25 protein-coding genes and 1 riboswitch are annotated in these 23,180 nt (G+C 65.4%); of the genes, 14 read left to right on the top strand and 11 right to left on the bottom strand.

Features of this window, described 5'->3' with window-relative positions; genetic code table 11:
• The first annotated feature begins 215 nt into the window (after positions 1 to 215).
• Both ACIPVK_RS19315 and ACIPVK_RS19320 read left to right on the top strand, forming a co-directional pair.
• Positions 216 to 842, top strand: a complete 627-nt coding sequence (locus ACIPVK_RS19315) for a dihydrofolate reductase family protein (RefSeq protein WP_407613605.1) — start codon at positions 216 to 218, stop codon at positions 840 to 842.
• Positions 843 to 1,081: 239 nt separating this feature from the next.
• Positions 1,082 to 1,194, top strand: a riboswitch (SAM riboswitch).
• 67 nt (positions 1,195 to 1,261) lie between these two features.
• A complete protein-coding gene (locus tag ACIPVK_RS19320) occupies positions 1,262 to 1,771 on the top strand; it encodes a flavin reductase family protein (RefSeq protein ID WP_407613606.1) in 510 nt (169 codons plus the stop codon).
• Between the two features lie 93 nt (positions 1,772 to 1,864).
• Here ACIPVK_RS19320 and ACIPVK_RS19325 read toward each other — a convergent pair whose 3' ends face one another.
• Positions 1,865 to 2,290 carry a DUF1801 domain-containing protein gene (locus ACIPVK_RS19325; protein ID WP_407613607.1) on the bottom strand — a complete coding sequence of 142 codons (426 nt, stop codon included), beginning with the start codon at positions 2,288 to 2,290 and terminating at the stop codon, positions 1,865 to 1,867.
• Positions 2,291 to 2,805: 515 nt separating this feature from the next.
• On the opposite strand from ACIPVK_RS19325, the gene dnaB reads away from it, so the two are divergent.
• From dnaB to ACIPVK_RS19340, 3 genes are all read left to right on the top strand, one after another.
• Positions 2,806 to 4,179: a replicative DNA helicase gene (gene dnaB, locus ACIPVK_RS19330; protein WP_407613608.1), complete on the top strand. Its 1,374-nt coding sequence runs from the start codon at positions 2,806 to 2,808 to the stop codon at positions 4,177 to 4,179.
• A 176-nt stretch (positions 4,180 to 4,355) separates the two neighbouring features.
• Entirely contained in the window at positions 4,356 to 5,117 is a 762-nt protein-coding gene (locus ACIPVK_RS19335) for a ZIP family metal transporter (protein WP_407613609.1), read from the top strand.
• A gap of 154 nt (positions 5,118 to 5,271) precedes the next feature.
• Positions 5,272 to 5,463, top strand: coding sequence for a DNA-binding protein (locus ACIPVK_RS19340; protein WP_407613610.1), 192 nt, complete (start codon positions 5,272 to 5,274; stop codon positions 5,461 to 5,463).
• A gap of 12 nt (positions 5,464 to 5,475) precedes the next feature.
• On the opposite strand, the gene ACIPVK_RS19345 is transcribed toward ACIPVK_RS19340, so the two are convergent.
• From ACIPVK_RS19345 to ACIPVK_RS19370, 6 genes are all read right to left on the bottom strand, one after another.
• Entirely contained in the window at positions 5,476 to 5,808 is a 333-nt protein-coding gene (locus tag ACIPVK_RS19345; RefSeq protein ID WP_407613611.1) for a GNAT family N-acetyltransferase, read from the bottom strand.
• Between the two features lie 23 nt (positions 5,809 to 5,831).
• Entirely contained in the window at positions 5,832 to 6,215 is a 384-nt protein-coding gene (locus ACIPVK_RS19350; RefSeq protein WP_407613612.1) for a ribonuclease E inhibitor RraB, read from the bottom strand.
• Between the two features lie 72 nt (positions 6,216 to 6,287).
• The gene (locus tag ACIPVK_RS19355) at positions 6,288 to 7,295 is read right to left on the bottom strand and encodes a pirin family protein (protein WP_407613613.1); all 1,008 of its coding nucleotides are present in this window, start codon (positions 7,293 to 7,295) and stop codon (positions 6,288 to 6,290) included.
• 137 nt (positions 7,296 to 7,432) lie between these two features.
• Positions 7,433 to 7,720, bottom strand: coding sequence for a MoaD/ThiS family protein (locus tag ACIPVK_RS19360; protein ID WP_407613614.1), 288 nt, complete (start codon positions 7,718 to 7,720; stop codon positions 7,433 to 7,435).
• Positions 7,717 to 8,826 (bottom strand): WD40/YVTN/BNR-like repeat-containing protein, encoded by a 1,110-nt coding sequence (locus ACIPVK_RS19365; protein WP_407613615.1) that lies wholly within the window; start codon positions 8,824 to 8,826, stop codon positions 7,717 to 7,719. The genes ACIPVK_RS19360 and ACIPVK_RS19365 overlap by 4 nt, the downstream gene beginning before the upstream one ends.
• A 166-nt stretch (positions 8,827 to 8,992) precedes the next feature.
• Positions 8,993 to 9,328, bottom strand: a complete 336-nt coding sequence (locus ACIPVK_RS19370; protein WP_407613616.1) for a YnfA family protein — start codon at positions 9,326 to 9,328, stop codon at positions 8,993 to 8,995.
• A 96-nt stretch (positions 9,329 to 9,424) separates the two neighbouring features.
• Between ACIPVK_RS19370 and ACIPVK_RS19375 the strand changes: the two genes are divergently transcribed.
• Positions 9,425 to 9,871: an SRPBCC domain-containing protein gene (locus ACIPVK_RS19375; RefSeq protein ID WP_407613628.1), complete on the top strand. Its 447-nt coding sequence runs from the start codon at positions 9,425 to 9,427 to the stop codon at positions 9,869 to 9,871.
• An 88-nt stretch (positions 9,872 to 9,959) separates the two neighbouring features.
• Here ACIPVK_RS19375 and ACIPVK_RS19380 read toward each other — a convergent pair whose 3' ends face one another.
• The 3 genes from ACIPVK_RS19380 to ACIPVK_RS19390 form a co-directional block, all read right to left on the bottom strand.
• Positions 9,960 to 11,351, bottom strand: a complete 1,392-nt coding sequence (locus ACIPVK_RS19380; RefSeq protein ID WP_407613617.1) for an MFS transporter — start codon at positions 11,349 to 11,351, stop codon at positions 9,960 to 9,962.
• A 383-nt stretch (positions 11,352 to 11,734) separates the two neighbouring features.
• Complete coding sequence (locus ACIPVK_RS19385) at positions 11,735 to 12,460, bottom strand: SDR family oxidoreductase (RefSeq protein WP_407613629.1); 726 nt, start codon at positions 12,458 to 12,460, stop codon at positions 11,735 to 11,737.
• Positions 12,461 to 12,769: 309 nt separating this feature from the next.
• Positions 12,770 to 12,961, bottom strand: a complete 192-nt coding sequence (locus tag ACIPVK_RS19390) for a hypothetical protein (RefSeq protein WP_407613618.1) — start codon at positions 12,959 to 12,961, stop codon at positions 12,770 to 12,772.
• A gap of 325 nt (positions 12,962 to 13,286) precedes the next feature.
• On the opposite strand from ACIPVK_RS19390, the gene uraD reads away from it, so the two are divergent.
• The 4 genes from uraD to ACIPVK_RS19410 all read left to right on the top strand — a co-directional run bounded on the left by uraD (position 13,287) and on the right by ACIPVK_RS19410 (position 16,821).
• Positions 13,287 to 13,793 (top strand): 2-oxo-4-hydroxy-4-carboxy-5-ureidoimidazoline decarboxylase, encoded by a 507-nt coding sequence (uraD, locus tag ACIPVK_RS19395; RefSeq protein ID WP_407613619.1) that lies wholly within the window; start codon positions 13,287 to 13,289, stop codon positions 13,791 to 13,793.
• A 61-nt stretch (positions 13,794 to 13,854) separates the two neighbouring features.
• Complete coding sequence (uraH, locus tag ACIPVK_RS19400) at positions 13,855 to 14,211, top strand: hydroxyisourate hydrolase (RefSeq protein ID WP_407613620.1); 357 nt, start codon at positions 13,855 to 13,857, stop codon at positions 14,209 to 14,211.
• Positions 14,212 to 14,216: 5 nt separating this feature from the next.
• Entirely contained in the window at positions 14,217 to 15,143 is a 927-nt protein-coding gene (gene pucL / locus ACIPVK_RS19405; protein WP_407613621.1) for a factor-independent urate hydroxylase, read from the top strand.
• 73 nt (positions 15,144 to 15,216) lie between these two features.
• Positions 15,217 to 16,821, top strand: a complete 1,605-nt coding sequence (locus tag ACIPVK_RS19410; protein ID WP_407613622.1) for a nucleobase:cation symporter-2 family protein — start codon at positions 15,217 to 15,219, stop codon at positions 16,819 to 16,821.
• Positions 16,822 to 16,922: 101 nt separating this feature from the next.
• On the opposite strand, the gene ACIPVK_RS19415 is transcribed toward ACIPVK_RS19410, so the two are convergent.
• Positions 16,923 to 17,687, bottom strand: a complete 765-nt coding sequence (locus ACIPVK_RS19415) for an IclR family transcriptional regulator (protein ID WP_407613623.1) — start codon at positions 17,685 to 17,687, stop codon at positions 16,923 to 16,925.
• 219 nt (positions 17,688 to 17,906) lie between these two features.
• Between ACIPVK_RS19415 and ACIPVK_RS19420 the strand changes: the two genes are divergently transcribed.
• The 4 genes from ACIPVK_RS19420 to ACIPVK_RS19435 are packed head-to-tail and all read left to right on the top strand — an operon-like array spanning position 17,907 to position 23,050.
• Positions 17,907 to 19,295, top strand: a complete 1,389-nt coding sequence (locus ACIPVK_RS19420) for an NAD-dependent malic enzyme (protein WP_407613624.1) — start codon at positions 17,907 to 17,909, stop codon at positions 19,293 to 19,295.
• A 23-nt stretch (positions 19,296 to 19,318) separates the two neighbouring features.
• The gene (gene aceB, locus ACIPVK_RS19425) at positions 19,319 to 20,947 is read left to right on the top strand and encodes a malate synthase A (RefSeq protein ID WP_407613625.1); all 1,629 of its coding nucleotides are present in this window, start codon (positions 19,319 to 19,321) and stop codon (positions 20,945 to 20,947) included.
• On the top strand, positions 20,944 to 22,221 hold the full coding sequence (locus ACIPVK_RS19430) for a DUF6986 family protein (RefSeq protein WP_407613626.1): 1,278 nt from the start codon (positions 20,944 to 20,946) through the stop codon (positions 22,219 to 22,221). The genes aceB and ACIPVK_RS19430 overlap by 4 nt, the downstream gene beginning before the upstream one ends.
• A complete protein-coding gene (locus ACIPVK_RS19435; protein ID WP_407613627.1) occupies positions 22,214 to 23,050 on the top strand; it encodes a bifunctional allantoicase/(S)-ureidoglycine aminohydrolase in 837 nt (278 codons plus the stop codon). Before ACIPVK_RS19430 ends, ACIPVK_RS19435 begins: the two co-directional genes overlap by 8 nt.
• Positions 23,051 to 23,180: the final 130 nt, after the last annotated feature.

A 23,180-nucleotide genomic window follows, 5' to 3' on the forward strand; every position in this document is an offset into this window, starting at 1 on the left:
GGCCAAAACCCCCGGGCCCCCCCCCCCGGGGGGGGGCCCCACAGTCGGTTAAGGCCCCGTCCCGCCTCGCGGGAGAGGGCGCGGGGCCAATATGCCGGACGCTGGCGCAGGGCGCCTGCGTCAAGTAGTTTTGCCGGGTGGAGAAGTGTCCGTCCGGGAGCGCCGCCGCGGCAACCCCCGGGCATGGGCAGCGGAACGGCCAGGAAGGCACGATCATGAAACTGACATTGACGGAGTTCGTGAGTCTCGACGGGGTGTCGCAAGGCCCCGGGTCTCCCGAGGAAGACACGACGGATGGGTTCACCCAAGGTGGATGGCTGGTCCCGCACATGGACGAGGCCTTCATCGAGCAGGCCGCGCAATGGCTCGGCGAAGCCGACGGGCTGCTGCTTGGCCGCCGCACCTATGAGGCCTTTGCCCGGGACTGGCCGCAGATCACCGACCCGGACGACCCGTTCACGGCGCTCATGAACTCCCTGCCCAAATACGTCGCCTCGCAAACGCTGGGCGAGGGTTCCTGGAACCCGACCACGGTCCTCTACGGCGACGTTGCCGCCAAGGTTGCCCAGCTCAAGGCCCGACCCGGCAGGGAACTGCAGATCCACGGCAGTGCCAGGCTCGCCGGCTCATTGCTCGCCGACGGGCTGATCGACGAACTCCGGCTCGTCGTGGCGCCGGTGGTCCTTGGCCACGGGCGGCGCCTCTTCCCCGACGGCGGCGCACCGGCCGGGTTGCGCCTTTCCAGCAGCACAACCACCCCGGGCGGGCTTGCCATCCTTGTCTACCAACGCGCCGGCGACGCCGCCTATGCGACGTACACGGGGGTCTCGGACATCGCCTAGGACGGGAATGTTACGCAGTCACAATCGCGAACGGGTCACGGACCGGCTTCCTGCGCGTAAGCGCCTTCTGTCCTCCGCCCGAGGCCACCCCGGCTTTCAAGGGCGGATCGATGGCTCACGGTCCGCATGAACAACATTGGGGGATATGATCGCACAATCTTCGATCCTTACGCTTCATGACTTAGTATGTCGAAATAAACTTTGACGAGACGTAAATATTTCTTCTAACGTTAGTGATGAATCAAGAGTGTCAACGTAAGGCCCTGGCCCGTTGACCGGCAACCCTCTCACGGTGGTGGGGTGCTCCAGGTGATGATTCGGCCTACCGGAACCCCGGGGGCAAGTACCGCACACCCCGCTGGTTGGCGCGTGGATTACACGCACCGCGGAGGTGGGCCGAAGCCGAAGGATTGAGCACCATGACACTCACCTCTGACCTCACCCCCAACACCCTGCGCAACGTCTTTGCCCAGCATCCCTCGGGCATTGCCGCGCTGTGCGCCATCGTCGACGGGCAGCCGCAAGGGATTGTCGCCTCGTCCTTTACGGTTGGCGTGTCCATGGATCCGCCGCTGGTGATGTTCGCGGTCCAGAACACCTCCAAGACCTGGCCGCTGGTGCGCACCAGCGGGCGCATCGGCGTTTCGGTGCTCAGTGAAAAGAACGAGGGCGTGTGCCGACAGATCGCCTCGAAGTCGGGCGACCGCTTTGCCGGGCTTCGCCTGGATTCGACCGACGAGGGCGCGCTCTTCCTGCATGACGCCACCCTGTGGCTCGACTGCTCCATCGAGCAGGAGATCCCCGCCGGCGACCACCACGTCGTGCTGCTGCGGGTACACGGCCACCAGACGCACGACAACGCCAACTCACCGCTCGTATTCCACGGTTCGGCATTCCGTCGTCTGGATGCCGAACAGCTGGTCTCCTAGGACACCCGAACCTCAAGGGCTCCACGCCCGTTGCGCCGAACCATGGATTGGGCGCGACGGGCGCGGAGCCCTTTGTTTTTGTCGAGGAATTTCCTACGACGGGTCGTGGACCACATCCATCATGTATCGATAGCCGTCGCGGGCAAGCTGGGTGAGGACCTCCAGATCGACATCGGCAAGCTTGTTCACATATAGGCACGATGCGCCGCGCTTGTGCTTACCCAATTTCGCCAGCAATGGACCGGCGGTAGGGGCGATGGTCAGCCCGTAGAGGGCCAGGTTCGCCGACCTCGGTGAGAAGCCGATGGCGCCGGCATCTCCTTCGCGGCCCGAATCGTACTTGTAGTGGTAGCTGCCGAACCCGACGATGGTCGGCCCCCACATGGTCGGCGGCTGTCCGCTGGCTTCCTCCATCATTCCCAGCAGGACCTCGGCGTCCGCGCGCCGGGTGGGGTGGGGCACCGCCGAAATGAATTCCGTTGGGTCAACGGCTGTCGGGGCGGTCTTGTTGGCGCTCATGCGGCCCAGTATGGCAGTCGGCGGTGATCTCCATCAATGCCCGCTATCCCCAGAACCTGGGCAAGTTCCGGCGTGTCTGTGGATAGCTTGTGGGTAACTGTGAAAACAGGGCCGGTTTAACCCCGGAATCTCGGGGTTTTTGTGTGTATAACCGGCGATTACGCCTGTGGGTGATGTGGATAAATAGTTTGTATCCACAGGAGTGTATTCAGATTATGCCTAGTCAGACCGATGTTGAGCCTCAAAATTTAGTGTAATCCACAATCTTCTCCCCAGACTGTGCACACAACACGCCGCGAGGTTCACAGGTTATCCACATGGCCTGTGGATAACCGTGTTGGGTTTGGTGGAAAACAGGTCTAGGGTGACAGTGTTCCCCACCTATTTCCACAGGTTCGCGGTGCCCTACGGCACCTGTGATTTTGACCCTAACGAATCGTCCGTGCTCCTTGAGACACTGATTAGGTATTGAAGCGGAAAACTTGGGAACCCGCGAAGCTTGAAGGGAAAAGCCCGTGTCGCTAGCCAGCACCGAAACCAGCTCCGATTCACAAGGATCGGACTATGGACGCACGCCACCGCAAGACCTCGTAGCCGAGCAAAGCGTGCTGGGCGGCATGATGCTGTCCAAGGATGCCATCGCGGACTGCGTGGAGGTGTTGCGAGGCCTGGACTTCTACCGCCCGGCACACGAGGCAATCTACGAGGCCATCATCGACCTCTATGGCCGCGGCGAGCCCGCCGACGCCGTCACCGTCTCGGACCTGTTGACCAAGCGCGGCGAAATCACCCGCATTGGCGGACCTGCATACCTGCACACGCTCATCCAATCCGTGCCCACCGCGGCCAATGCCGGCTTCTACGCCGAGATCGTGCGCGAACGCGCGGTCCTGCGCCGACTGGTCGATGCCGGCACCAAGATCGTGCAGCTCGGCTACTCGCAGGACGGCGAGGTCGACGCCATCGTCAACGAGGCCCAGGCCGAGGTCTACAAGGTCGCTGAGCGACGAACGGCCGAGGACTACGTCCCGCTGCGCGACATCATCGAGGGCACCGTCGATGAAATCGAATCGGCCGGCAGCCGAGGCGAAGGCGTGATCGGTGTTCCCACCGGGATCTTCGAACTCGACGAATTGACCCAGGGCCTTCACGGTGGCCAGATGATCGTCATCGCCGCCAGGCCGGCCGTTGGAAAGTCGACGTTCGCACTGGATTTTGCCAGGTCAGCATCGATTAAGCACAACATGACGTCCGTCTTCTTCTCCCTGGAAATGGGACGAAACGAAATCGCCATGCGCCTGCTGTCGGCCGAGGCGAGCATCGCGCTGCAGAACCTGCGTAAGGGCACGATCCAGGACGAAGAATGGTCGAAGATCGCCACCACCATGGGCAGGCTCAACGACGCGCCGCTGTTCATCGATGATTCGCCGAATATGTCGCTGATGGAAATCCGCGCCAAGTGCCGCCGACTCAAGCAGAAACACGACCTCAAGCTCGTGGTGTTGGACTACCTGCAGTTGATGAGCTCCGGCAAAAAGGTGGAGTCGCGCCAGCAGGAAGTCTCGGAGTTCTCCCGTGCACTGAAGCTGCTGGCCAAGGAACTGGACGTTCCGGTCATCGCCCTGTCGCAGCTGAACCGTGGTTCGGAACAGCGAACCGACAAGAAACCAATGATCTCCGACCTTCGCGAATCCGGATCCATTGAGCAGGATGCGGACATGGTCATCCTCCTGCACCGTGAAGACATCTACGACAAGGAGTCGGCTCGTGCCGGCGAGGCCGACGTGATCGTGGCCAAGCACCGTAACGGTCCGACCAAGACCATCGTTGTCGCGTTCCAGGGCCACTACTCGCGCTTCAACAACATGGCGCAGGACGGCATGGGCTAGCCCCTTCGGATCGTCGCAGGCGGGCGGTTGCCCTACCCCTTGAGGGGCGGGGCAACCGCCCGTCGCCGTTTGGCGGTCCCGCCGGGTGCCGGCGCTTGGGGGCAATTAGCTGTCCGCAAGGCCGCGTGTTCCATGAAAACGCTGCGTGAATAGTAATTATGCGATAGCGTGACGCCATGTTGACGTCCTTGCAAGCGCTCATGTGGGGCACCATCGCCGGGTCGGCGTTGTTGCTCGGTGCCGCCGCGGCCTGGTGGTTGGACATTCCGCGGAAGATTGTCTCCAGCGTCATGGCGTTCGGCGCCGGCGTACTGATTTCCGCACTGGCCTTCGAACTGGTTGCGGAGGCAGAGGAAGCCGGAGGGCTGTGGGCAACGGTGATCGGATTCCTGGCCGGAGCCGTCATCTATGTCGGGGCGAACTCCCTGCTGGTGCGCCTCGGTGCCGAACACCGGCGCCGCGGGAAGTCCGCGGCGAGGGCCGGGGGCCCCGGCGGCGGAACGAGCAACGGCGGAACGGCAATAGCGGTCGGCGCCCTGCTTGACGGGATCCCCGAGTCCATCGTGCTGGGCGTCGGTTTGCTCTCCGGCGCCGCCGTGAACCCGACCATGCTGGCGGCAATCTTCATTTCCAACGTCCCCGAGGGACTCGCCAGCACCGCGGACATGAAGCGCGCCGGCAAGGGACCCAAGGAGGTCTTTGCCATCTGGGGGAGCATCGCGGTGCTATCCGGTCTGGCCGCGATGATCGGCTACCTCGCCCTCGACAATGCCCCGGGAGAGGCGATCGCGGTGGTCACCGCTATTGCGGCGGGCGGCATCCTGGCGATGCTGGCCGACACCATGATCCCGGAGGCCTTCGAGGAGCAGCACATGCTCACGGGCTTCATTGCCGCGCTGGGCTTCCTGACGGCGCTGATCCTGCATTACAGCGCCTAGGCACGGGCTTCGGCGCGTTCAACGGCACCGACTCGTTCGTGGCGGCCTTCGTGTTTACCGCGGCCATCTGCGCCCTGCTGCCGCTCATCACCCCGCGGGTGCGCGGCACGGCGCCCTCCCGCGCGGAGCGGGAAGGCATTGTTACGCTGGATCCATGACCAGTCATCCGTTGCCCAGGATCTCGGCACCCGCCGCCCGCGCCCTGGACGGGGCGCGAATCACGACGCTTGAGCAGGCTGCGGAGTACGGGGAGGCTTCGCTGCTGGAGCTGCATGGATTCGGGCCCAAGGGGATCGTGATCCTGCGGGCCGCACTCGCCGAGCTGGGACTCGAGCTCGCGGATTGACCCGCCCGCCGCTCAGCCCTTCGGCAGGATCGCCAGGTGCTCGGGCGTGGGCTTCACCAGGCTCGCGTCGTACTCGTGGTGCTTGGTCACGTAGACCTTGATGTAGGGACAGACCGGCACGATCTTGTGGCCCTGTTCCACCGTGTCGGACAGCGCGGCCGAGGCGAGCTTTCCGGCCAGCCCCTGACCCGCGTAGGCCTCGTCGACCACGGTGTGGAAGAAGACCCGCTCAATGCCGCCGGGGGTTTCCAGCTCTCGGTAGTGGGCCGCCCCGATCGACTTCTCCCCGTCCAGCAGGGCGTAGCGCCGGCGTTCGGGCCTGTGCTCGACACGGATCTCGGCCATTGGCTGTTCCTTTGCTTCGGCTGTCATTGGTTTCCAAAAAGCCGGCCGAAGAACCCCTTGGGCTCGCTGTCGGCGGCGTCGATGAACATGGCTCCGAACCCGTCGTAGGTCCCGCCGTGTTTTTCGGTGATGGCATGCACGTTGCGCAAGGCGTGCTCCGCGCTTTCCACGTCGATCGCCTGTTCCCGGTAGACGCGCAGCAGGAAGCGGGAATTGGCGTCCTGGCCCTCGGTGAGGTCGATTTGCCAACCGGCCCGTTCAAAGTGGACGGCGGCCTCGTTCATCTCGCGCAGCGAGCGGAAGGAGACGAAGTGCTCCATCTCGCGCTTGGCATCCAGTTGGTCGCCCAGCGCCGCGCGTTCGGCCAGGGCGCGACGCAGCTTGGCCAGCTCATCTTGCAACGACACGATCCCCACCGGCTCCTTATGTTGTTCCCGGGCCGAGGCTGGTGCGCCGGCCGATGAATGTTGGCGTATTGGTCAGTCGCGGGGGCGCAAACGCACCGACGGCAGAACCGGGGCGGGAAGGGCCGCGGGCTCGCCGGCGGGGAAGTCCCCGAAACGCTTGGTGGAACCGTCCCCGGGCTCGGCGCCGATCTCCGCCTGCCACTGCCTGCGGTATTCGACGACTTCCTCGTGGGTGCGGCCCACGAAGTTCCACCACATCAGGATCTGCTCGTTCAGCGGTTCCCCGCCGATGAGCAGGGCCCGCACGGGCGCCTGGCCCGCGGTGAGGGTGATCTCCTGGGTCCCGGGCGGCAGATAGGCCAGGTGGTCCACCGGCAGTTCGTCGGTCCCGACGGAAAGGGATCCCGAATCCAGCAACACCCCGTGCTCGTGGTGTGCCTTCACGGCAAGCCGGATGCTGGTGCCCGGCTCCAGCCGGATCTCTGCCCCCAGCAATTCGGTGTGCGTGGCAACGGGGGATTCGGAGTACTGGTCGGCGCCGTTCTGGTTCGCCACGGTCAGCTCGCCCAGGAACACGCTGACGTACGATCCGTTACCGACCAGGGGCTCGGGGCGGTAGTGGGCGAAGGTCGGCGGCATGTGCCGCGCCGAATCGGGCAGCGCGACCCACAGCTGGGCACCGTGCAGCATCGTGGTCTCGGGGGTGGAAAACTCGGAGTGGCTGATTCCGCGGCCGGCGGTCATCAGGTTCACCTCGCCGGGGCGTACCATGGCGTGGAAACCGGCCGAGTCGCGGTGCTCGATTTCCCCGGTGAACAGCCACGACACGGTCTGCAGCCCGGTGTGCGGGTGGCGCGGGACCTTCATCCCGCCGGATTCGCCCACCGGGTCGGGGCCGTAGTGGTCAAGGAAGCACCAGGCGCCAATGAGGCTGCGCTGCTTTTGCGGCAGCGTGCGCCGCACACCCATGGCACGTGGCCCGCCGAGCGGGACATTGCGCGGGAGAAGCAACTCGATTCCGGCGTGCGTCTCATCCGAACCGCAAACCAACTCGTCTGGGGAAGCCTCGAGGTTACTCATGTCTTCAGCGTAGTGCCGGGGGCGCTTTTCGGCACCCCCGCGACGCGCCCTGCCCGTGGCATGCGGCGCCCGGTCGCCGCGGGGCAGGGACAACGGCCACGCGTGCCGTCCCGCGGGCGCGCCCAGGTGAAGCGCAGTTAACCGCCGGCCACCGATTGCATGATCAGCACGCTTTGGCCCTCCCGCACCGGCGAGCCCAGGCCCTCAAGGGTGCGGATGTTGTCCGGCCCGACAAAGACGTTGACGAAGCGGCGCACCTGCCCGCGTTCGTCGCGCACCCGCCGGGCAAAGAGCGGGAATTGCTCGCCGAGCGCATCCAGGATCCCGCCCACCGTGCCGTCCTCGGGCAGCGGGACCTGCAGGCTGCGTTGTCCCTCCAGCGTGGAGGCCAGCACCGAGGGCACCTCGACGGTAATGTCCGTCATTGGCCCGCACCGTTGACCTGGGCGGCCCGGACGCTGAGCACATCGGGCAGGCGTTGGGCCACCGTGACAAAGTGCGCGCCCTCGTCGTTGCTGGCGAAGACCTCACCGCCGCGGGTGCCGAAGTACACGCCCACGGACCCGGGGTGCTCGTCCACCGCCGCCGCGTCGCGCAGCACCGCATTGAAATCGGCATCCGGCAGGCCCACGTGTTGTTCCTCCCAGTGCGCCCCGGCGTCCGTGGAGCGGTAGGCGGACAGCCGCCCGCCGACCGCGTTGCGTTCCTCGGCGCCCTTGAGCGGGACGGTCCAGACGGTGCCTCCGGTGCGCGGGTGGGAGAGGAAGACGAAGCCGAAGTCGGCCGGCAGCCCATCGGCGATGGACACCCATTCGTCCCCGGCGTCGTCGCTGCGGTACACGCCGCCGTGGTTTTGGGCGTAGAGCCGGTCCGGGTCTTCGGCGTCGGCGGTGATGTGGTGGACGCACTGGCCGAATTCGGGGTACGGCTCGGGGTCGAAGTCGACGTGGATGCCCTTGTTCCGCGGTTCCCACGAGGCCCCCGCGTCGGTGCTGCGGTACACCCCGCCGGTGCTCATGGCCGCGTGGACGACGTTTTCGTCCCGGACGTTGGGGACGATGCTGTGCACGGCGGCCCCGCCGGCACCCGCTCCCCATTCGCTGCGGTGGGGGTGGTCCCACAGTCCGCGGTTGAGCTCGAAGTTTTCCCCGGAGTCGGTGGACTTGAAGACCGAAATCGGTTCGCATCCCGCCCACACCACGCCGGGGCGCTCGGCGGTGTCGGGGCGCAAGTGCCAGATCCGGGCCAGCGCGGTGTCGGTGTCGGCCGGGAACTTGATGGCGCCCTGTTCCGGTTCGGACCAGGTGGCGCCCGCGTCGTCGCTGTAGACGACGGTGGGTCCCCAGTGCCAGTCGTTGATCCCGGCCAGGACGCGGGTCCGGCCTTCCCGGGTGTCGATGGCCACGGAAGGGACCTCGAGGTTGGCGAAGTGGGGTCCGGTCAGTGTCCAGGTTTCACGGTCGCTGCTTTCGGCGAGCCAGAGGCCCTTCTTGGTCCCAATGGCAAGGATGGTGCGTGCGTCGTTGTCCATGACATGTAGTCCAGCATCGCGGCGGCTTTGATTCAAGGGTTGGGGGCTGCACTCTTTTGCCGTGGACGGCAACGGGTTCCCGGGTGCGTGCGGGCGCCTGCGGGCCGGTGCCGTAGCGGTGCACGTCGGCACGGCATCCGCCGCCTGCTCAGGGCGGCTTCTGTTTCTAGGCCCCTCGCGGGCCGTACATGATCAGCCCGACGCCGGCCAGCGCAACGACGGCACCGGCGATGTCCCAGCGGTCGGGGCGGAACCCGTCCAGGAACACCGCCCACAGCAGCGAGCCTGCAATGAAGACGCCTCCATAGGCTGCCAGGATGCGGCCGAAGTTGGCATCGGGCTGGAGCGTGGCAACGATGCCGTACAACCCCAGGGCCACGGCTCCGGCACCGATCCAGAGCCAGCCGCGGTGCTCGCGGATGCCCTGCCAGACCAGCCATGCGCCGCCGATTTCCAGCAGCGCGGCCACACCGAAGAGCAAGATCGATTTCATCACTGTCATGCCCCCAATCCTTTCATCATCGGACGGGGCGTGTTTGCCCCCACAGAAGCCGGGGATTATTCGGTTCACGGCTCGAACAGGGGTAATCTCGTGCGCATGGATATGGGCGAACTGGTTATTGAACGCGAATTTTCGGCACCCCGCAGTGCGGTGTGGGCGGCTTTTACCGAACCGGAAATCCTGGCCGAATGGTTCGGCCCGGAGGGCTGGGGAGTGCACGTGGACACGGTGGAAATCGAGCCGAAGGTCGGCGGCGTACAGAAATTCGTGATGCACCTGCTCGAGGACCCCACCCAGACCTCCCCGGTGCATGCGACGTTCACCGAGGTCCGGGAACATGAACTGCTGGTCGGGGAAGACGGACCGCATGAAATGACCCTGAACCTGGTCATCGAAATGCGGGTGGAGTTTGTTGATTGCCCGGCGGGCACCGCCCTGAAGATCACCCAGGGCCCGCTTCCCGCCGAGGTGCTGGAGCCCGCGCGTTCCGGCTGGGAGTCCTCGTTCACCAAGCTGGACCGCTTGTTCGCCGCGCACCTCTAACCAAGGCGGTGGGTCCGCTGCCCTCGATGGTCTCGGCCTTGACCGGGTGCTGCCGCCCCGCGAGCCGGGGGCGACAGTACCTGTCCGTCTACGAGGCGAGTGCCGCACCCTCGCGTTCCGCGGCCGATGGGATCTGTTCGATCGGGCCGAGGACCACGGTGTAGAAGAAGACCCCGATCAGCAGGATGACTCCGGCAACAATGAACGCCAGGTTGAAGTTGCCGGTGGCCTGGACAAGGAAGCCCGTGACGATGGGGGCCGATACGCCGATGATGTTGTTGACCGAGTTCATGATTGAACCAACTGCACCGACGCCGCCCTCCGGGGCGATCAGCGCGGGCAGGCTGTTGGTCACGCAGAAGGCCATCGTGATGCCGCAGGTGCCCAGGGTGATCCAGATCAGGGCCCACATGACATCGGTGGTGAAGGCCGCCCCCACGACGGTCATCGCGAGGACCATTCCACCGATGATGAAGGTCTTGCGCACCACGGTGCCCGACTTGCCGATGCGGATGAGGTGGTCCAGCATCCACCCAGGGAAGATGAACTCCACGGCAACGGCTACCAGCCACGGCAGCGCCGTGAAAATGCCGCTGGCCATGATGTCCATGTTCAGCGACGACTGCAGGTAGCCCGGCAGCCAGGTGAGCAGCATCCACTGTGTGTATCCCGCGCAACCGAGTCCGACCGACATGCCCCAGACCTTGCGTTGGCGGACGATATAGCCGAGGTTGGCCAGGGGATTGGGGCGTGGGGCGTCCTCGTCCTGCGCGCCGCCATTGGAGATGTGGTCCAGTTCTGGCTTGGTGAGCCGGCCCGCGCGGTGCGCGGCCTTGGGGTCGCGGTAGCCGATGAAGAAAATGACCGCATAGATGACGCTCAGGATGCCGGTGGCGACGAAGGCGCCCCGCCAGCCGAATGTCACGACGGCCATGGCCACCAGCGGGAAGCCGATGACATTGGACAGCCGCTGGCCGCTGTCAAAGATGGCCGTTGCGGTTCCCCGCTCCGATCGCGGGAACCAGTAGCCGGTGGCTTTCATGGCACCCGGGAAAATGGGTGACTCGGCGATGCCAAGGATGATCCGGGCAAGGATGAGCAATGCAGTGCCGCTGACAAGTGCGGTCAAGAAGCAGGAGACCGCCCAGAGGACGGTTGCGGTTCGGAAGACCCATTTGATGCCGATTTTGTCCAGCAACAGACCGGCGGGAATCTGCATCAACGCGTATGACCAGCCGAAGCTCGAAAGCACGATACCCATCTGGCCGGCGGTCAGACCAAAATCCTCGCGAATGTGGCCTTCGGCAACGGCGATGCTGCTTCGGTCGATGTAGTTTACCAGGACTCCGAAGAACAGAAGGATGGCAATCGCCCATCGCACGCCGCCGATTTTCTTGGCCGGACGTCCGCCATTCTGTGTTCTGCCGGTGGCGCTGTTCTGCTCATCAGCGTCGGTGGACAGGGCACTGTCTTGCGTCATGAATTTACTCCCCGAAATGGAAGGGCGCCCTCGTAGCGACCCATTGATTTCGTATTATGGAAATTCTTTTCCAAAGAATACATTCACACGAGTCTTACATGTGACTCGGAGCACCTGTGCGGTTGTGACACCGGCCACGGCGAATATTAAGATGCGAATGGTTTTTGCCGGGCTTGCGGGCGGGCCTTGCTGGCAGTTGGACCCTCGAGGACATGCCGCGCCCGCGTGGCGCAGCTGTGTCAGCGCCCCGAGATGCCCCGCCATTCCGCCATTCGGCGGCCTTTGTGAATTCCCAAAGCGCCCGAGGGGCGCATTTGAATGATTGCCGGTCCGGCTTCGTCCGGCCGCCGTGGTGAATGTGCCGCCGAGGACGTGGAGGCGCTTTAGCCGCGGCCGATAAAGGGCATCCCGGCGGCGGTGATGGTGACGTGGTTGATCGACACCTCGGCCGGGGCGGCGGCAATGAACTCGATGGTTGCCGCGGCCTGGTCCATGTCAAAGGTGGGCTCGACCCTCCGGCTGCCGTCGGCCTGCAGCGCACCCGAGGTGGCACCGACATCCTTCATCATCTCCGAGGCGGCGTTGCCGATGTCAACCTGCGAGCACGCAATGCCGTAGGGGCGGCCGTCCAGCTCGATGGACTTGGTCAGGCCCGTGATTGCGTGCTTGGTCACCGCGTAGGCAACCGAAGCGGGGCGCGGCACCTGGGCGCTGATCGAACCGTTGTTGATGATGCGCCCGCCGCCGGATTCCTGCATGTGCCTGAATGCGGCGCCGGCGCAGTACATGGCCCCGCCGAGGTTGACCGCGCAGACTTCCTGCCATTGCTGAGCAGTGAGCTCGCCGATGGTTGCGGCTGGGCCAAAGACCCCGGCGTTGTTGAAGAGCACATCGATCTTGCCAAAACGATCGATTGCGGCGGCAAAAAGCCGATCCACGGCCAAGGGGTCGGTGACGTCGGTGGAGACCACCAGTGCGTTGGAGCGGTTGCCCGCGCTCTGCTGAAGCTGTGGCTCGCGTCGACCGGCCAGGATGACGTTCCACCCCGCGTCAAGCATCCGTCGGGTGACCGCGCGCCCGATTCCGGAACCGGCGCCGGTGACAAGCATGGTTCGCGGCGCGGGCCTGGCTTGGTTTTGGAGAGGATTCAAGTGGAAGCATCCTTTGGGTGTGGAGCTGACGATTACCGGCGGATCCGGCTTGCGGCGAACTCATGTGCGGCAGTTGAATCCCAGCCTACTGAGACCATTGCCGCAGCGGGGGGACCCGGGTCCCTGGGTCGGCGGTAATTGCTCCGAGGCTCGTCCGGGGAAGACCCGTACGCGGTGGGACCCCATGGCAGTGCCTGGAATTCCACCGCTGCGGTCGTCTATTCCGGCACGGGATGCCGGGGATCCCGTGGACTGGGCGGCCGGCGGCTAGCTGCGTACGGTGCGGAAGCGCGACCAGAACCCGATGCGTGGCTTGGGGCTTCGCGGGCCGCGGCTCATGTCCGGGTCCAGTCCGCCGATCGGGTGGAACATTCCGGTGCTGAGTGCCGTTGAGGTTTCCGGAACTGCGCGCGCTGTTTTCTCGCTGGGTGCTTCAGCGATGGGCTGGATGATTTTCATGCGGTCCTCCTCTAAACGGCAAAGATTCCAAGATATGGAATCCAAATATTGGCTAGTGAAATTAAGTATGTATGTGAACCGCTGGAAAGGCAAGGGTTTGACGTAACTTGGTTCACACCTGTTCGGTGGGGGCAAGGTGAGGGCCCGCTGGAAAAGATTGGCCACACCCCTTGACGGGAGGGGTGTGATCCGAGTTACATGGGGTGAAAGAAGAGTTCCACCATCCAGAAACATCGAGTCGAAGCCGGTTCCAAGCCGGTGGTAAGGGTGTTCAGCCCTGGATGGTGCAGGTAAACCACGCAGGATTGAAAGAGCTGATCACCCCATGGATATTTCCCGTTTCAACGCCCTCGACTCGAACGACGCGGCCGCAGTGCTCCGGCCATGTGCCGACATCGATCGCTGGGTCGAGGCCATTCTCGACGCCCGCCCCTTTGCTTCCGTCGACGGGCTCTTGGCCTGTGCCCAAGCGGCCGCCAACCCGTTCACCGAAGCGGAAATCGACGCCGCGCTTGCCCATCACCCCCGCATCGGGGAGCGCGCCGTCGGCTCCTCGGACGAAGCCGCGCTCAGCCGCGGTGAACAATCAGGCCTGGACCTCGACGAACAGATCGCCGCCGCACTCGAGTCCGGGAACCGCGCATACGAAGAACGGTTCGCCCGCGTCTTTCTCATCCGCGCCGCCGGGCGAGGCAGCGAAGAAATCCTCGCCGAGTTACGCCGCCGCCTGGGAAACGACCCTGCGTCAGAGCTGGCGGAAGTCGGCAAGCAGCTGCGTGCCATCGCACTGCTGCGTCTTGCCGCGGTATTCAACCGCGTTCCCGCGCGCTAATCCGGCGCCCAAAAGTTTCCCCCTCTTTCTTCTTCCCTCAACGAATCCAAAGGAGTCCTTGATGAGCGCCACCCAGGAAGCGCGAAGCCACATCACCACCCATGTACTCGACACCGGGACCGGGAGGCCTGCCTCCGGTGTCAAGGCCACGCTGGAAGCCAAGACGGCATCCGGCTGGCAAGAAATCGGATCAGGAATCACCGATGCCGATGGACGCATCGAGACTCTCGGCCCGACAAAGGTCGAAGCGGGACGCCACCGGATCACTTTCGGCACGGGTGACTACTTCGGAAAGACGGGTACGGAAACCTTCTTTCCCGCGGTCAGCATCGACTTTGTCGTCAACGACATCGCCGCTCACTACCACGTACCTCTTCTTATCAGCCCGTTTGCATATTCCACGTACCGAGGGAGCTAGACATCATGAACACCTTTGCAGCCGAAAGCCGGACCGGCACCAAGATCGTCCTTGGCGCCAACCAATATGGCAAGGCCGAGGTCCGGCTGGTGAAGATCACCCGGGACACCGACCGCCACGAGATCGAGGACCTGAACGTGACCTCGCAGCTTCGTGGCGACTTCCTCGCCGCGCACGTCGACGGCGACAACCGGCACGTCGTCGCCACCGATACGCAGAAGAACACCGTCTACGGATTTGCCCGGGACGGAGTTGGCTCCCCGGAGGCATTCCTGCTGCGGCTCGGCACGCACTTCACCACGGAATTCGACTGGGTCACCGGCGGGCGCTGGGCGGCCGAACAGTACTTCTGGGACCGCATCCAGGACCATGACCATGCCTTCTCCCGGAACAAGTCCGAGGTGCGAACCGCGGTGCTGGAAATCAAGGATGGCGAGGTGACGGTTCTTGCCGGGATCAAGGACCTCACGGTACTCAAGTCCACCGCCAGCGAGTTCCGCAACTTCCCCGTTGACCGCTTTACCACGCTGCGGGAAACCGGCGACCGGATCCTGGCCACCGACGTCAGCAGCCGGTGGCGCTACAACTCGGCCGCGGTTGCCAACGGACAACTGGATTTCAACGCCGTCTACGCCTCGGTGCGGGAACTGCTGCTGGGGGGCTTCGCCGCCAAGCATTCCTTCGCGTTGCAGCAGACCATGTTCGACATGGGCGAGGCAGTCCTGGAGGCGCATCCGGAAATCGAGGAAATCAGGTTCTCGCTGCCCAACAAGCACCACTTCCTGGTTGACCTGTCTCCGTTTGGGCAAGACAACCCGAACGAGGTCTTCTTCGCGGCGGATCGCCCGTATGGCCTGATCGAGGCGGCCATTACCCGTGAAGGTGCTTCCGCCGCCCATCCGATCTGGGAAAGCACGCCCGGATTCTGCTAGCCGATGAGGTCTCGGGGGTGCCTGCGCTGCCACGCGGCACCCCCGAATCATCGCAACCATCAAGGAGTCAGACATGAAGGCTGCGCAAGTCAAACGTACTATAAGCCGTCCCGAGGACGAGCAGTTGCCGCTGGGCAAAACCATCGCCTACGGGCTCCAGCACGTGCTGACCATGTACGGCGGCATCATCGCCCCGCCGCTGATCATTGGCGGTGCAGCCGGGCTAACCCCGGAACAAATCGGCGTGCTGGTTGCCAGCTGCCTGTTCGTCGGTGGGCTGGCCACGATCCTGCAAACCGTCGGAATCCCGTTCTTTGGCTGCCAGCTGCCGCTGGTGCAGGGAACCTCGTTCGCCTCGGTGTCCACCATAGTGGCGATCGTCAACGGGGACGGTGGTATCCAGTCGGTCTTCGGTGCCGTGCTCGCCGCCTCGGTGATCGGCTTCGTGATCGCCCCCTTCTTCGCCAAGATCGTGCGCTTCTTCCCGCCGGTTGTCACCGGCGTGGTCATCACCATGATCGGGCTCTCGCTGACCCCGGTGGCCGCAAATTGGGCCATGGGAGGGAACGCCAAGGCGGATGGCTACGGAAGCCTGGAGAACATCGGACTCGCCGCCTTGACCATGGTGATCGTGCTGCTGCTCTCCAAGGTCGGGAAGGCAGCCATCTCACGCCTCTCGATCCTGCTGGCCATGGTCATCGGCACCATCATCGCGATGTTCCTGGGGATGGCCGATTTCTCCGCGGTGGGCCACGGCGCAGTCTTCGCCTTCCCCCAGCCCCTCGCCTTCGGCTGGCCGGTCTTCGAGGTCGGCGCCATCGTCTCCATGACGATCGTCGTCATCGTGATCCTCACCGAAACCACCGCGGACATCCTGGCGGTGGGCGAGATCGCCAAGACCCGGGTGGACTCCCGGCGCATCGCCGACGGCCTGCGCGCCGACATGGTCTCCAGCATCCTGGCCCCGATCTTCAACACCTTCACCCAGAGCGCGTTCGCGCAGAACGTCGGTCTGGTGGCGATTACCGGAGTCAAGTCCCGCTTCGTGGTCACCGCCGGGGGCGGAATCCTCGTGGTGCTGGGCCTGCTTCCGGTGCTCGGCCGGGTGGTGGCCGCGATCCCCACCCCGGTGCTGGGCGGGGCAGGCATCGTGCTCTTCGGCACCGTTGCCGCCTCGGGCATTCGCACGCTGGCCAGCGTGAAGTACGAGAACAACCTGAACATGATCATCGTGGCGACCTCGATCGCCTTCGGCGCGGTGCCGATCGTGAAGCCCGACTTCTACGATGCGTTCCCCGCCTGGTTCGCCACCATCTTCCACTCGGGCATCAGCTCGGCCGCTGTCATGGCGGTGTCGCTCAACCTGCTCTTCAACGAACTGAAGATCGGAACCCCGAAGAGGCACGGGTCGGCCTACGCCGCGGCACCCCCGCGCATGGTCATTGCCGACCAGGTTCCACGCATCGTCAAGGCGGAGGAGGTTCGCGGGCTGCTCGAGGGGGACCGCTTCAAATCCGGCAGGATCATCGACGCGGAGGGGGCGGAAATACCCGTCGTCAACGAGGACGAGTTCAGGGGCATCGTGGAAGAGCACCGCAAAAAATGCCAGGAAGCCGGCATCAAGTGCCCGGACGAGTCCGAGTTCGTGCGGTCGGCCCCGCCCGCACCACACCACTGATTCGCGGGAACGGCCAGCTTAACCGGCAAGGCGGTCCGGTCGGATGCAGGGAAACAGGTTTCCCGCGTCCGACCGGACCGCCTGCGGTGTTTGTGCGGGATCTAGCCCGTGGTGACGGCCAGGGCCGCGGACAGCTGGGCCGTGGCCGCACGAAGGTGCGGTATGGCCCGGGAGGTGAACTCGTCAGTTACGCGGGTGACGGGCCCGGAGACGGAGATGGCCATCGGGGTCGGTGCACCGGGGACCGCCATGCCCAGGCAGCGCACGCCGAGTTCCTGCTCTTCCTCGTCGATGGCGTAGCCGCGGGCGCGCACTTTTTCGAGTTCGTCAAAGAGCTGGTGCATGGTGGTGATGGTCTTGGGCGTGTGGGCGGGCATGCCGGCCTGGTTGACCAGGCGCTGAACCCGATCATTCTCCAGCACCGCCAGGATGGCCTTGCCCACGCTCGTGCCGTGCAGCGAAGAGCGGCGTCCGACCTCGGTGATCATGCGCATCGCGTGCGGGGACTGGGCCTGGGAAATGTAGGTGACCATGTCGCCGTCGAGCACCGCAATGCTGGCCGATTCGCCCAGGTCGTTCACCAGGGTCTGGAGGATCGGCGTGGAAAGCGCGCCCAACTGGCGGTTGGCGACCTCGCCCAGACGGATCAGCCGCGGGCCCAGGGCGTAACGGCGGTTGTTCAGCTGGCGGACGTATCCAATGCCCACCAGGGTGCGCAGCAACCTGTGGATGGTGGGAAGCGGGAGCGGGGTGTCCATGGCGAGTTCGCTCAGGGCGGCCTCGCCGCCGGCCCTGCCGATGAGTTCAAGGAGCTCGAAGGCGCGCTCGACGGATTGGACGCCCGATGTCGTCTTGGCTTCGGCCATGGAGTTGCTCCTGGGTCTGCTGGTGCGCGGGCATGAATCGGTTAATCGATCCCGCCAATGGTCATGTCTCTGGGCCCAACAATACCGGAGCTTCAGAGAATTTTTCCACGATCCGAAACTTTGGCCCACAATTTCCGTGACCCACTCCACAGAAGTGCTTGTAATTTCACTGCGTAGATAATAGTATCCACTATACGGAAACTTTTTCAGGAGGACGATATGGCTGTACCTAGCCCGGGATATTCATTGACGCTGCGTGTCCAAACGCCCGTCTCGATCACTGCAACCAGCGAACTGGCCGCGGCCGTGGGCCGCGCCGGTGGGTCGATCACCGCACTTGACGTGGCCGAATCCGGCCATGACCACATGGTCGTCGACGTCAGCTGCAACACCACCGACGCCGAGCACGGCCAGTCCGTCCGCGACGCCCTCGATGCCCTGGAGGGCGTGAACGTCCGCAACGTCTCGGACCGCACCTTCCTCATGCACCTGGGTGGCAAGCTCGAGGTCGTCCCGAAGGTCGCCCTGCGCAACCGCGACGACCTCTCCCGCGCCTACACCCCCGGGGTGGCCCGAGTGTGCATGGCCATCGCCGAGAACCCCGAGGATGCCCGCAACCTCACCATCAAGCGCAACACCATTGCCGTGGTCACCGACGGCTCGGCCGTCCTGGGCCTGGGCAACATCGGCCCGGCCGCGGCGCTTCCGGTCATGGAGGGCAAGGCGGCGCTGTTCAAGCAGTTCGCCAACGTCGATGCCTGGCCGGTCTGCCTGGACACCCAGGACACCGAAGAGATCATCATGATCGTCAAGGCGCTCGCCCCGGTCTACGGCGGCGTGAACCTCGAGGACATCGCCGCACCGCGCTGCTTCGAGATCGAGGCCCGCCTGCGCGAGGAACTCGACATCCCGGTCTTCCACGATGACCAGCACGGCACCGCCATCGTCACCCTCGCCGCGCTGACCAACGCGCTGCTGGTGGTCGGCAAGCAGATCGACAAGGTCCGCATCGTCGTCTCGGGCGTCGGCGCCGCCGGCAACGCCATCATCCAGCTCTTGGCCGCCCGTGGCGCCAAGAACATCATTGCCGCGGGCCGCAACGGAGCGATCAGCCGCACCGACGTGTCGTCCGACCCGCACCGCCAGTGGCTCGCCGACAACACCAACCCGGAGCAGTTCACCGGAACGCTCAAGGAAGCCATGGTCGGCGCCGACGTCTTCATCGGCGTCTCCGCCCCCAACGTCCTGGACGAGGCCGACATCGAAGCCATGAACCAGGACGCCATCGTCTTCGCCATGGCCAACCCGGACCCGGAGGTCGACCCGGCCGCCGCCGGCCGCCACGCCGCCGTGGTCGCCACGGGCCGCTCCGACTTCCCGAACCAGATCAACAACGTGCTGGCCTTCCCGGGCTTCTTCCGCGGACTGCTCGATGCACGCGTCTCAGACATCACCGACGAAATGTTGTTGGCTGCAGCCGATGCCATTTCGGCCCGCGTGAGCCAAGATGAACTCAACCCGGGTTTCATCATTCCCTCCGTCTTCGACCCGCATGTGGCCGCAGACGTTGCCGAGGCCGTTTCCTCCGCGGCCGCGAAGAACAAGTAGCAAGAAAGATCTGGTCCACCACCATGAGCATCAACTTGACGCACACCCCGGCCGTTGCCAAGGCCGATGAGATCCTTTCCGCCGAGGCGCTTGCCTTCGTGGAGAAGCTTCACGAGAAGTTCACCGCGACCCGCGAACAGCTCCTTGAGACGCGCACCGCTGCGCGCGCCGAGGCCGCCAAGACCGGCACCATGGACTTCGATCCGGCCACCGCCGAGATCCGCAACGGCGACTGGCAGGTGGCGCCGGCACCGGCCGCCCTGCAGGACCGCCGCGTGGAAATCACCGGCCCGGCTTCCCCGGCCAAGATGGCCATCAACGCGCTGAACTCCGGCGCCAAGGTCTGGCTGGCGGACCTCGAGGACGCCTCCACCCCGACCTGGCACAACGTGATCGACGCGCTGGTGAACCTCACCGACGCCGCCGCCGGCACCCTGTCCTTCGAGGACGCGGGCAACGGCAAGTCCTACACGCTGCGCACCGACGCGCCGCTGGCCACCATCGTGGTCCGCCCGCGCGGCTGGCACCTGCCGGAGGCCAACGTGCTCATCGACGGCGCCCCGGCCATCGGTGCACTGGTCGACTTCGGCCTGCACTTCTTCCACAATGCCAAGGTGCTTTCCGCCTCCGGCCAGGGCCCGTTCTACTACCTGCCCAAGATGGAGTCCGCCCTCGAGGCCCGCCTGTGGAACGACGTGTTCTCCTTCGCCGAGGCCGAGCTGGGAATCGAACACGGCACCGTGCGCGCCACCATGCTCATCGAGACCATCCCGGCGGCCTTCCAGATGGACGAGATGCTCTACGAGCTGCGCGACTACGCCTCGGGCCTGAACGCCGGGCGCTGGGACTACCTCTTCTCCATCATCAAGTACTTCCGCGAGGCCGGGGACAAGTTCGTCATGCCGGACCGTGCCGATGTGGCCATGACGGCCCCGATGATGCGCGCCTACACCGAGCTGCTGGTGCAGACCTGCCACAAGCGCGGCGCCTTCGCGATGGGCGGGATGGCCGCCGTCATCCCGAACCGCCGCGAACCCGAGGTCACCGCCGCGGCCTTCGAGAAGGTCCGCGCCGACAAGACCCGCGAGGCCAACGACGGGTTCGACGGCTCCTGGGTTGCACACCCCGACCTGGTCCCGATCTGCGTGGAGGTCTTCGACTCGGTGCTCGGCGAGAAGCCGAACCAGCTGGACAAGCAGCGCCCCGAGGTTTCCGTCACCGCCGGCCAGCTGCTCGACGTCGCCTCGGCACCGGGCTCGGTCACCGAGGCCGGGGTCAACACGAACCTCTACGTGGCCGTCGCCTACACCGCGGTCTGGCTCTCGGGCAACGGCGCGGTCGCGATCCACAACCTCATGGAGGACGCGGCAACCGCCGAGATCTCCCGTTCGCAGATCTGGCAGCAGATCCGCAACCAGGTCGTCGCCGCCGACACCGGCAACACCATCACCGCCGAGCTCGTCGCCAAGGCACTCGAGGTCCAGGTCGAGAAGCTGCGCGGCGAGGTCAACGACGAGGAAACCTTCGCCGCGTACTACGCACCCGCGGCCGACCTCATTGGCCGCCTGGTCTCCGGGCGCGACGAGGACTTCGAGGACTTCCTCACGCTGCCTGCCTACCGCCTGCTGGGCACCGAGCTGGTGGCAAAATGAGCCCGCAAGGCGCGCTGAGCGCAGCCGCACTGGCAAGCATTGAGACCGAGTTGGCCGCGACCGACGAATTGCTGGAGAACAACTACCCGGGCGACGACGGACGGCGCCAGCCGATCCACACCGCCTACGTCCCGGCCGACCGCTTCACCCCCGGGTTGCCGGCTGCCTGGGGAGCCGCGGCCCTGGAGGTCGCCGGAGGCGTGGCAGGCCTGGCCGCCCTGGCCGAGAAGCTGGGCCTGGCCCAGCCGAATGAGCTTGCCGCGCTGGTCGCCGCGAAGCTGGGCCGCGAGCCCATCGAGGACCTGCGCCTGGACTTCGAGGACGGATACGGCAACCGCGGCGATACGGCCGAGGACGCCGCGGCAGTGGCGGCGGCCGAACAGGTCGCCAAGGCCGTGGCCGCAGGTCTCGCCCCGCCGTTCATCGGCATCCGCTTCAAGTGCTTCGAGGCGCCCACCCGGGCCCGCGGGCTGCGCACGCTGGATTTGTTCGTCTCCACGCTGGCCCGCGCCGGCGAACTGCCCGAAGGCCTGGTGCTGACCCTTCCGAAGGTCACCACCGTCGCCCAGGTCCAGGCCATGGTCTTCGTCTGCGAGCAGCTGGAGGCGGCGCACTCGCTGCCCGCCGGGCGCCTGCGCTTCGAGGTCCAGATGGAAACCCCGCAGCTGATCCTCTCGCACGAGGGCACCGTCCCGTCGGCGACGCTGCTGCACGCCGGCAAGGGCCGGATTTCCTCGCTGCACTACGGCACCTACGACTACTCGGCCTCGCTGGGCATCGCGGCGGCCTACCAGTCCATGGAGCACCCGGCCGCGGACTACGCCAAGAACGTCATGCAGGTGGCCATCGCCGGCACCGGCGTGCACATGTCGGACGGCTCGACCAACATCCTGCCCCTCGGCGACCCGGAACAGGTCCAAGCCGCCTGGGCATTGCATGCCCGCCTGGTGCGCCGCCACCTGGAACGCGGGATCTACCAGGGCTGGGACCTGCACGAGAACCAGCTGCCCACCCGCTACCTGGCGACCTACGCGTTCTACCGCGAGGGCTTTGCCGCCGCGGCGGCACGCCTGCGCAACTACGTGCACCGCATCGAATCATCCATCATGGACGAACCGGCAACCGCGAAGGCGCTGGCCAATTTCATCCGCCGCGGCCTGGTCTGTGGCGCACTGACGGCCGAGGAGATCGCCTCGGAGGCCGAGATTTCCCTATCCACCCTTGAATCAATCGCCCTGGCGCGAGCAACACAGACGGAGGACTCGAATGTCTAAGACCCAGACTCGTGCGGATGCAAGCTACTACACGAACTACGGCGGGCACCCGCCGCAGACCGACCTGCTGACCGACCGCGCCATCGTCACCGAGGCGTACACGGTCATCCCGCGCGGCGTGCTGCGCGACATCGTCACCTCGGTCTTCCCGGAGTGGACCGGCACCCGCGCCTGGGTGCTGAACCGCCCGGTCGCCGGCGGCTCGACCACCTTCGCCCAGTCCATCGTGGAGGTCGCCCCGGGCGGCGGCTCGGAGAACCCGGAGCCGCAGGCAGAGGTCCAGTCCTTCCTCTTCGTGGTCTCCGGTTCGCTGACCGTGACCATCGACGGCACCGCGCACACCCTGGAAGAGGGCGGCTTCGCCTACGTCCCGGCCGGCACGCAGTGGCAGGCCCACAACAACGGCGTCGAGGTGGCAACCTTCCACTGGATCCGCAAGCGTTACGAGGTCCTGGCTGGCGTCGCGGCACCGGCTCCGGTCGTCGGCAACGAGCGCGACATCGAGCCCGGCGCCATGCCGGAGACCGAGGGCAAGTGGCGCACCACGCGCATGCTTGACCCGCAGGACGTGGCCTTCGACTTCGGCGTGAACATCGTGACCTTCGAGCCGGGCGCCTCGATCCCGTTCGCCGAGACCCACGTGATGGAGCACGGCCTGTACGTGCTCGAGGGCAAGGCCGTCTACCGGCTGAACGCCGACTGGGTCGAGGTCGAGGCGGGCGACTACATGTCGCTGCGCGCCTTCTGCCCGCAGGCCTGCTACGCCGGCGGACCGTCGAACTTCCGCTACCTGCTCTACAAGGACCAGAACCGCCAGATCGCCTTGTAGGGAGAACTACCCTGAAAACGCCGTCGGCCTCGACGTACCGCGCCTGGCCGCGCGCCAGCCACTCGATCAGGCCCTCGCGGTCGGACTTCACGTGCAGGGCGCCGTCGCCGATCACCCACTCGTCGCCTTC

The organism is Paeniglutamicibacter sp. MACA_103, from assembly GCF_045798555.1.
Classification (GTDB): Bacteria; Actinomycetota; Actinomycetes; order Actinomycetales; family Micrococcaceae; genus Paeniglutamicibacter.

Coding starts and splice junctions, on each gene's coding strand:
- ACIPVK_RS19315 (WP_407613605.1), top strand. CDS start 216: ATGAAACTGACATTGACGGAGTTCGTGAGTCTCGACGGGGTGTCGCAA.
- ACIPVK_RS19320 (WP_407613606.1), top strand. CDS start 1,262: ATGACACTCACCTCTGACCTCACCCCCAACACCCTGCGCAACGTCTTT.
- ACIPVK_RS19325 (WP_407613607.1), bottom strand. CDS start 2,290: ATGAGCGCCAACAAGACCGCCCCGACAGCCGTTGACCCAACGGAATTC.
- ACIPVK_RS19335 (WP_407613609.1), top strand. CDS start 4,356: ATGTTGACGTCCTTGCAAGCGCTCATGTGGGGCACCATCGCCGGGTCG.
- ACIPVK_RS19340 (WP_407613610.1), top strand. CDS start 5,272: ATGACCAGTCATCCGTTGCCCAGGATCTCGGCACCCGCCGCCCGCGCC.
- ACIPVK_RS19345 (WP_407613611.1), bottom strand. CDS start 5,808: ATGGCCGAGATCCGTGTCGAGCACAGGCCCGAACGCCGGCGCTACGCC.
- ACIPVK_RS19355 (WP_407613613.1), bottom strand. CDS start 7,295: ATGAGTAACCTCGAGGCTTCCCCAGACGAGTTGGTTTGCGGTTCGGAT.
- ACIPVK_RS19360 (WP_407613614.1), bottom strand. CDS start 7,720: ATGACGGACATTACCGTCGAGGTGCCCTCGGTGCTGGCCTCCACGCTG.
- ACIPVK_RS19365 (WP_407613615.1), bottom strand. CDS start 8,826: ATGGACAACGACGCACGCACCATCCTTGCCATTGGGACCAAGAAGGGC.
- ACIPVK_RS19370 (WP_407613616.1), bottom strand. CDS start 9,328: ATGACAGTGATGAAATCGATCTTGCTCTTCGGTGTGGCCGCGCTGCTG.
- ACIPVK_RS19375 (WP_407613628.1), top strand. CDS start 9,425: ATGGATATGGGCGAACTGGTTATTGAACGCGAATTTTCGGCACCCCGC.
- ACIPVK_RS19380 (WP_407613617.1), bottom strand. CDS start 11,351: ATGACGCAAGACAGTGCCCTGTCCACCGACGCTGATGAGCAGAACAGC.
- ACIPVK_RS19385 (WP_407613629.1), bottom strand. CDS start 12,460: ATGCTTGTCACCGGCGCCGGTTCCGGAATCGGGCGCGCGGTCACCCGA.
- ACIPVK_RS19390 (WP_407613618.1), bottom strand. CDS start 12,961: ATGAAAATCATCCAGCCCATCGCTGAAGCACCCAGCGAGAAAACAGCG.
- uraD (WP_407613619.1), top strand. CDS start 13,287: ATGGATATTTCCCGTTTCAACGCCCTCGACTCGAACGACGCGGCCGCA.
- uraH (WP_407613620.1), top strand. CDS start 13,855: ATGAGCGCCACCCAGGAAGCGCGAAGCCACATCACCACCCATGTACTC.
- pucL (WP_407613621.1), top strand. CDS start 14,217: ATGAACACCTTTGCAGCCGAAAGCCGGACCGGCACCAAGATCGTCCTT.
- ACIPVK_RS19410 (WP_407613622.1), top strand. CDS start 15,217: ATGAAGGCTGCGCAAGTCAAACGTACTATAAGCCGTCCCGAGGACGAG.
- ACIPVK_RS19415 (WP_407613623.1), bottom strand. CDS start 17,687: ATGGCCGAAGCCAAGACGACATCGGGCGTCCAATCCGTCGAGCGCGCC.
- ACIPVK_RS19420 (WP_407613624.1), top strand. CDS start 17,907: ATGGCTGTACCTAGCCCGGGATATTCATTGACGCTGCGTGTCCAAACG.
- aceB (WP_407613625.1), top strand. CDS start 19,319: ATGAGCATCAACTTGACGCACACCCCGGCCGTTGCCAAGGCCGATGAG.
- ACIPVK_RS19430 (WP_407613626.1), top strand. CDS start 20,944: ATGAGCCCGCAAGGCGCGCTGAGCGCAGCCGCACTGGCAAGCATTGAG.
- ACIPVK_RS19435 (WP_407613627.1), top strand. CDS start 22,214: ATGTCTAAGACCCAGACTCGTGCGGATGCAAGCTACTACACGAACTAC.